This is a genomic window from Chitinophaga sp., assembly GCF_035564935.1.
Taxonomy (GTDB): Bacteria; Bacteroidota; Bacteroidia; order Chitinophagales; family Chitinophagaceae; genus Chitinophaga.
This window is the reverse complement of sequence record NZ_DATMTE010000659.1, coordinates 1-6,468: the sequence shown is the minus strand read 5'-3', so window position 1 is coordinate 6,468 and position 6,468 is coordinate 1. Positions and strand designations below refer to the sequence as shown.

The following is a 6,468-nucleotide window of genomic DNA, read 5'->3' as shown; positions in this document are numbered from 1 at the left end:
TCATCCAGACTTTCTCCTTTTAAGAAGGTGGCCGTAAAGCGGCAATTTTTTCCCTGGTTGTTTAAAAAGGTAATCTTAACATTGAACTTCTGAGAAAGAATAGCAGCCGCCTGTTCCATCGTAATGTTTTCAAAAAACAGGTCATTTTTCTGCCATTCCACAATTTCTTCTGCCTGCACCTTTACCAGGTCTGGCTTTTTATCACCGGTATGAAAAACCATTTGTTCATTGGGAGCAAGAATGCCCAATACCTTATGTTCGTCGGCCACACTTACCTTCCCTGTGGTAACCGTTACAATGATCTCGTTGTTGCCGTTCAGGGATTTTATATTAAATGCGGTTCCTAATACGGTGGTTCTTAGTTTTCCTGATTGTACAATAAAAGGGCTGGCCGGGTTGTGCAGGATCTCAAAATACCCCTCGCCATTCAGCTTCACCGTTCTGGTGCCGCCGGTGAATTTTTCCGGGTATTCCAGTGTGCTGTTGTTGTTCAGTATCACCGTACTACCATCCGGTAATATGATTTTTTTATGTTCCAACCTGGCAATGGCATTCACTACGGGCAAATGATCTGTGTTATGCGGAGCACCGGGGAATTTTGAATAAAACAGCAGGGTACCAACGCAAAGCAGCACAGATGCAGCCGCCCATCCCATCCATGGCCGGAGCAACAGCAGGCGGGTCCTTTTTGGCGGTTTTACGATCTGTTCAAAGATCCGGTTGGCAGCGGTATTATCCAATGTCATTAACGTTGCACCGTCGTCCCAGGTTTCATTCATCAATACCTTTATCTCCTCCAGGTCACTTTTCTCATCCCGCAGGAATTGCATCAGCTCCGCCTCTTCAACAGCCGTAATGTTGTTGTCTGCATATTTTTTAATTAAAAATCCGATTCGTTCGTTTTTCATAAAATTCTTATATGAACGGTTGTTCAAAACGCTTTATAATATCTGACGAACGGGAATTGAAAAAGGAGTAGCGGGAGAAAGAATTATTTATAGATCCCGAGAAGTACCAGCGAGATCAATGGCAATGAGCTGCCATTTTTAAGATGTGCCTTTAGCGCTTTTATGGCTTCTCTCAGATGTACCTTTACTGTTAATGGGGAGATGTTGAGTTGTTTGGCCACCTCTTTTTGCTTTAATCCATCGATGTAGCACATCTGGTAAACGAGTTTCTGCTGCTTAGGCAACTGATCTATGGCCATCGCCATATAAGCCCGGGAGTCTTTAAGCAAAATGTCTTCCTCGGTGGCATTGTCGAGGTCAGACCATTTGTGGTGGGTATCGTTGGCAGTTTTATAATCCAGCGCCCGTTTTCTCAGCGCATCAATGGTAAGGTTATTGGTCACCGTCCTGATAAATCCCCCGAAATTACCTATTTCAGGCAGGCCTTCTTTTTTTACCCAGATCTTCAGAAAAACTTCCTGTACTATTTCTTCAGAAAGCTCTTTTGATTTCAGGTACCTGAAGGCATATGTAAACACCCGGTTGCTATAGGCATCAAAAATTAGGCGAAATGCTTGCTGATCACCACCTGCTATTTTTAATAATAGTGATTTATCATCCCCCAATTCTCTGTTTTGCATACGTAAAGTTAATACTTTACCGATAAATTTTCACCGGGATCATGTATTGGAGGAAGAGGACGTATCAAAAGCAATTTGAGCGGCTGGCGGATCGCATTAGCGAAATTTCAGATAAAAACCGGTAAAAATTACTTTTGATACATCTTCTTAAATTTTACAGCTCTCCGGCATAACCCGGGCGCTGTGAAAATTCCCCGTTCAAACCGGGATACATTTTGCGGAACATCGCGTAGGTTACACTCACCATTATAAAAGCAATCACTGCATCCAGTGTTGCCGGTAAACCAAGTACGGCGAGTTTTGAGCCAAAGGCAAAAATGATATCGAAAAAGATCCCTGCAAATACCCATTCTTTCAGCCGGAGCAGTTTACCGGGTGTTAAAAGCACGGCAACGCCGGATAATTTGAAAACACCAAGTATATAAATAAAATGCGCAGGGTATCCCAGTTGCTGTGTGATGCCCCACACTACCGGGTTCCCGGTGATCTCAAAAAAGCCGCTTGCTCCAAACCATATAGAAGTGAGTATGGCGCCCATCCAATAAATTGTTGTGACTGTTTTCTGTGTCATGACTTAGAGGTTTAATGTTAATGATGACACAAAACTGTTGCGGAAACAGGGAAACGTCCAGGTCTTTTGAGGTAAAACGGACAAATGGAAGCGCTGATCAGGCAATACAGGGTATAAAAAAATGCCCGGATTACAGGTAAATGAATTTGCCGGAGATGGATCACTTTATCCAATTCACAATAGTGATCCCGCCAAGATATCCCATAATAAGCACCACCAGCCATCCTGCCAGCTGCATCCATACAGGATGCCGGTAATGCTGCAGCAAGCGGGCACTGTTGGCCGCCACCAATACAACTGCCAGCGCAACCGGCAGTATGAGGCCATTAAGCGCGCCTGCCATCAGCAACAGCTGTACCGGGTTACCTGCCCATATAAAAACGACAGTGGAGAAGACTATAAAAATACTGATCAGCCAACGCTCATTAGCAGCAATAAAAGGATGAAATGTTTTCAGGAAAGAAACCGAGGTATAAGCTGCGCCTACAACCGAAGTAATGGCAGCGCTCCACATCACGATGCCGAAAAAACGGTAGCCAATTTCACCTGCCGCTATCCGGAATACAGATGCAGGCGGATTGCCGCCATCCAGTACCGCACCCTGCGTAATAATGCCCAGGGCGGCCAGGAACAGCAGCACGCGCATAACTGCCGTAATAACGATACCGCTCACCGCACTGCGGTTAACGAACGGTATCTGTGATGTGCCGCTGATACCTGCGTCCAGCAACCGGTGCGCGCCTGCAAAACTGATGTACCCTCCCACAGTTCCGCCTACAAGCGTAACAATGGCCTTTGTATCAATCACTGCAGGCCATACACTTTGCTGCATGGCTTCCACCACGGGGGGATGGGAACTAACAGCCACATACATGGTGAGCAGCACCATCAGGATGCCCAGCCAGCGTGTAAAGTGGTCCAGCACATTGCCGGCTTCCTTCATCCAGAAAATAAACAACGAGATACCGCAACTCAGCAATGCGCCGTAAACAGTGTCCATGCCGGTGAGTACCTGTAGTCCCAGCCCGCAGCCGCCTATATTGGCAATATTAAATGCCAGGCCGCCTGTAAGTACCAAAGCGGCCAGTACATAGCCCAGGCCCGGCAACAGCGCGTTCGCCAGGTCCTGCGCGCGGTAACCCGAAACGGTGAGCACGCGCCAGATATTCAGCTGGGCGCCGATATCCAGCAATACAGATATCAATATTACAAATCCGAAAGACGCTGCCAGCTGCTGCGTAAATACAGTTGTTTGTGTGAGGAAACCGGGGCCTATGGCAGATGTAGCCATCAAAAAGGCGGCGCCCAGCAGTACGGAAGATCTTTGTTTGCTCAAGGCCGTTGTATGGTTAATTGGTGATCACGTAATGCGGTATTAATAGTGCGCGCAAATGCTGCCGCATGTGCGCCGTCGCCATGTATGCAGATGGTTTCCGCCGTCATAGGAACTGTATGCCCGTTAACGGTAGTTACCTTTTGCGTAGTCACCATCTGCAGCACCTGTGCGATGGCCGCCTCCTCTTTTTCAATAAGTGCGCCCGGATGTGAACGGGGAGTAAGTGATCCGTCGTCCTGGTAGGTTCTGTCGGCAAATACTTCGCTGGCTGTTTTTAATCCTGCTTCCCGGGCGGCTGTAATCAGCCAGCTGTTACTGAGCCCGAAAAAACAAAGCCGGGGATCCGTATCCTTTACCGCTTTAACAATCACCCGTGCCATGGTTGGTGACCTGGCGGCCATGTTATACAACGCGCCATGGGGTTTCACATGCCTCATAGTAGCGCCCAGCGATTTGCAAACCAGTTGCATGGCATATAGTTGTGTGGTAATAAGCTCGTATAACGCCTGGTCGGAAAGCTGTTGCTCTGTTCTGCCGAAATGCTCTTTATCGGCAAACCCGGGATGGGCGCCAATGGCTACTTTATTTTCAAGGGCCAGCGTGGCCGTACGCAGCATCGTATCATGATTGCCGGCATGATAGCCACAGGCAATATTAGCGCTGCTGATAAACGGCATAATAACGGCATCGTTGTCCAGCCCCTCTCCCATATCGCAGTTAAGATCTATAGCATGCATAATGATACTTGTTAAACAGGCTGCTGTTGCAGCCATTCTTCCAATCGTAATTTACAGGCATTTTGAAGAAGGAGCAAGTCTTGTTCCTGTTTCCATAACATTGCCCGGGCAGCTTTTTCGTTGGTCATACTGAAATGCAGCTCCTGCTGCGGCATGCGTTGTGCAAGGGCGGGCATATCCGCGGTGATCACATGCGCCAGCCTGGCGTATCCGCCGGTTGTTTGATGATCTGCCATAAGTATAATAAGTTGCCCGGCGGGCAACAGCTGTACAGTGCCTCTTGTGATACCGGCAGATAGTTGTTCTTCCCCTGGCTGGATGGCCAGCTGCGGGCCATTCAGCCGGAAACCCATCCGGTCGCTTTGCTCTGTTAACCTGAATGCAGCACTGGTAAATTGCTGACGGGCATCTTCCTGTAAAAGGTTCCACTGGCTGCCCGGTAGCGTATGTATCACATCTTTTGCCGTGTACAGGTGGCTTACACCGGCTATCCAGGGTAATGCTACCGCTTCTTTGCCCCGGAGCCATGAAGTGGGAATATTGCCCGCGCGGAAATGCAGGCGGTCATTTTTTTTCAGTGAACGGCCATCCCAACCGCCGGCGCCAGCCTTCAGGTGGGTGCTGTAGCTTCCCAGCCAGGGCTGCAATGCAAAGCCACCCCGTACGGCCAGGTAGCACCGCGCCCCGGAAACCGGCCTGTTAAAACGCAGTACGGTTTGTTTACTCACCAGCACCGGCCTGTTGATATCCAATGGCCTGCCGTTGACGACCGCGCCAAAATCAGCGCCGGACAAGGCAATCATGGCATCTGCTTCAAAGAGGAAAGCTGATGCCGGGAAATGCAATTCAATAGCCGCTTCATAAATATCATTCCCCACCAGGCTGTTGGCCACTGCAAGTGCAATACGATCCATAGCGCCACCGGGATTAATACCCAGGTGTTGGTAACCATATCGCCCGGCATCCTGGATGGTATCCATCAACCCTTGTTGTACTACCTGTATCAATGTTTCGTGTTGTTAAAAGTATCAAATGGTATGCGTCATCTCCCGGTAATCGTTCAGCGATACCGGCATAAACTTTACCTGGTCGCCAGGTTCGCAATAACAGGGATTTTCCGCAGCAGAGTTAAACAACTGAAGGGGCGTACGGCCAATGATATTCCAGCCTCCTGGTGACTCCTGCGGGTATATCCCTGTTTGTGCCCCGGCAATACCCACACTTCCCGCCGGCACTCTTATACGGGGCTGCTTTAAGCGGGGCGTTACCAGCAGGTCAGGCACCTTGCCCATATAGGGAAAGCCGGGCAGGAAGCCCAGCATGTACACCGTATAGGTTTGAGCCGTATGCAATTCGATGATATGCTCCGGCGGGATGTTTTTCCGTTCGGCCATAACATGGATGTCTGGCGCAAGAGAGGGATGATAACATACCGGTATCTGCAACAGGCGGGATGGTCCGGAAGTGATGGCAGATGCGTTGTTCAGCGTTGCGGTGATCAGGTCACTGATCGTTTCGCCTGTGTAACCATGCCGTTCCCGGTACAACAATACCGCATCATATATAACAGTTAAAGAGGCATATGCCGGGATGAGATCAAGGATATACGGCTTCCGCAGGTTGTGCAACCCGTGGAATGCCTGCATTACCCCGCGATGGATTTCTTCACCGATCTGCTGTTCCCATTCAATGATAACGGCACGGTCGCCCAATGGAGATATACGGTAGTTGCTGTGCATATGTTTATGAAGATAATAACTTTAAAACATATTGCATATCGGCGGGATTTTCCGGCTAGCTTTCCATGGCTATCCGTACCAGATTGCCGTTATGATAAAAGATGCCGGCATATGGCGTCTTTCCGGTTACGGGACCTCAGCTATCTCTATCAAACGGAATATCCTGATATCCTGATCGCACAGATAAATTGCCTTTACCTTCTGACCAACGGAGAATTGCTTTGATGGGGTTTGAAGATCCCCGTAACTGCAAACAAGTTCAGTGCCGATGCGACACCATACAATAGTGGTATAGCTGCCTCCCCTGGTGAATCTTTCTCTTGATTTTATTACTTCTGTTATAATCCCCTCAACTATCCACCGGTGATTCGATCGCTTTAATCGTTTCTGTTTGTAATAAACAAAAAAGGCAGGCAATAAAAATACAGATTGGATCATCACCAGCATGATGTTTCCAAAAATATTCTTATCATACATCTGAAAACAGATGATCATAG

At 48.4% G+C, this 6,468-nt stretch carries 8 protein-coding genes; all 8 read right to left on the bottom strand.

Annotated elements, in window-relative coordinates:
• Nucleotides 1-908 (bottom strand): FecR family protein (locus tag VN105_RS17010; RefSeq protein WP_325642726.1); only part of this gene is annotated, 908 nt, incomplete at its 3' end.
• Nucleotides 909-991: 83 nt separating this feature from the next.
• The gene (locus tag VN105_RS17005) at nt 992-1,588 is read right to left on the bottom strand and encodes an RNA polymerase sigma-70 factor (protein ID WP_325642725.1); all 597 of its coding nucleotides are present in this window, start codon (nt 1,586-1,588) and stop codon (nt 992-994) included.
• Nucleotides 1,589-1,742: 154 nt separating this feature from the next.
• Nucleotides 1,743-2,159: a DoxX family protein gene (locus VN105_RS17000; RefSeq protein ID WP_325642724.1), complete on the bottom strand. Its 417-nt coding sequence runs from the start codon at nt 2,157-2,159 to the stop codon at nt 1,743-1,745.
• Nucleotides 2,160-2,319: 160 nt separating this feature from the next.
• Nucleotides 2,320-3,495 carry an NRAMP family divalent metal transporter gene (locus tag VN105_RS16995; protein WP_325642723.1) on the bottom strand — a complete coding sequence of 392 codons (1,176 nt, stop codon included), beginning with the start codon at nt 3,493-3,495 and terminating at the stop codon, nt 2,320-2,322.
• On the bottom strand, nt 3,492-4,232 hold the full coding sequence (locus tag VN105_RS16990) for a 5-oxoprolinase subunit PxpA (protein ID WP_325642722.1): 741 nt from the start codon (nt 4,230-4,232) through the stop codon (nt 3,492-3,494). The genes VN105_RS16995 and VN105_RS16990 overlap by 4 nt, the downstream gene beginning before the upstream one ends.
• Before the next feature lie 11 nt (nt 4,233-4,243).
• The gene (locus VN105_RS16985; RefSeq protein ID WP_325642721.1) at nt 4,244-5,239 is read right to left on the bottom strand and encodes a biotin-dependent carboxyltransferase family protein; all 996 of its coding nucleotides are present in this window, start codon (nt 5,237-5,239) and stop codon (nt 4,244-4,246) included.
• Nucleotides 5,240-5,260: 21 nt separating this feature from the next.
• Entirely contained in the window at nt 5,261-5,971 is a 711-nt protein-coding gene (gene pxpB, locus VN105_RS16980) for a 5-oxoprolinase subunit PxpB (protein ID WP_325642720.1), read from the bottom strand.
• Nucleotides 5,972-6,097: 126 nt separating this feature from the next.
• On the bottom strand, nt 6,098-6,468 hold a 371-nt coding region (locus VN105_RS16975), incomplete at its 5' end, for a hypothetical protein (RefSeq protein ID WP_325642719.1).

What these genes read in the sequence shown, in the direction of transcription:
- VN105_RS17005 (WP_325642725.1), bottom strand. Translation starts at nt 1,588, where the DNA reads ATGCAAAACAGAGAATTGGGGGATGATAAATCACTATTATTAAAAATA.
- VN105_RS17000 (WP_325642724.1), bottom strand. Translation starts at nt 2,159, where the DNA reads ATGACACAGAAAACAGTCACAACAATTTATTGGATGGGCGCCATACTC.
- VN105_RS16990 (WP_325642722.1), bottom strand. Translation starts at nt 4,232, where the DNA reads ATGCATGCTATAGATCTTAACTGCGATATGGGAGAGGGGCTGGACAAC.
- pxpB (WP_325642720.1), bottom strand. Translation starts at nt 5,971, where the DNA reads ATGCACAGCAACTACCGTATATCTCCATTGGGCGACCGTGCCGTTATC.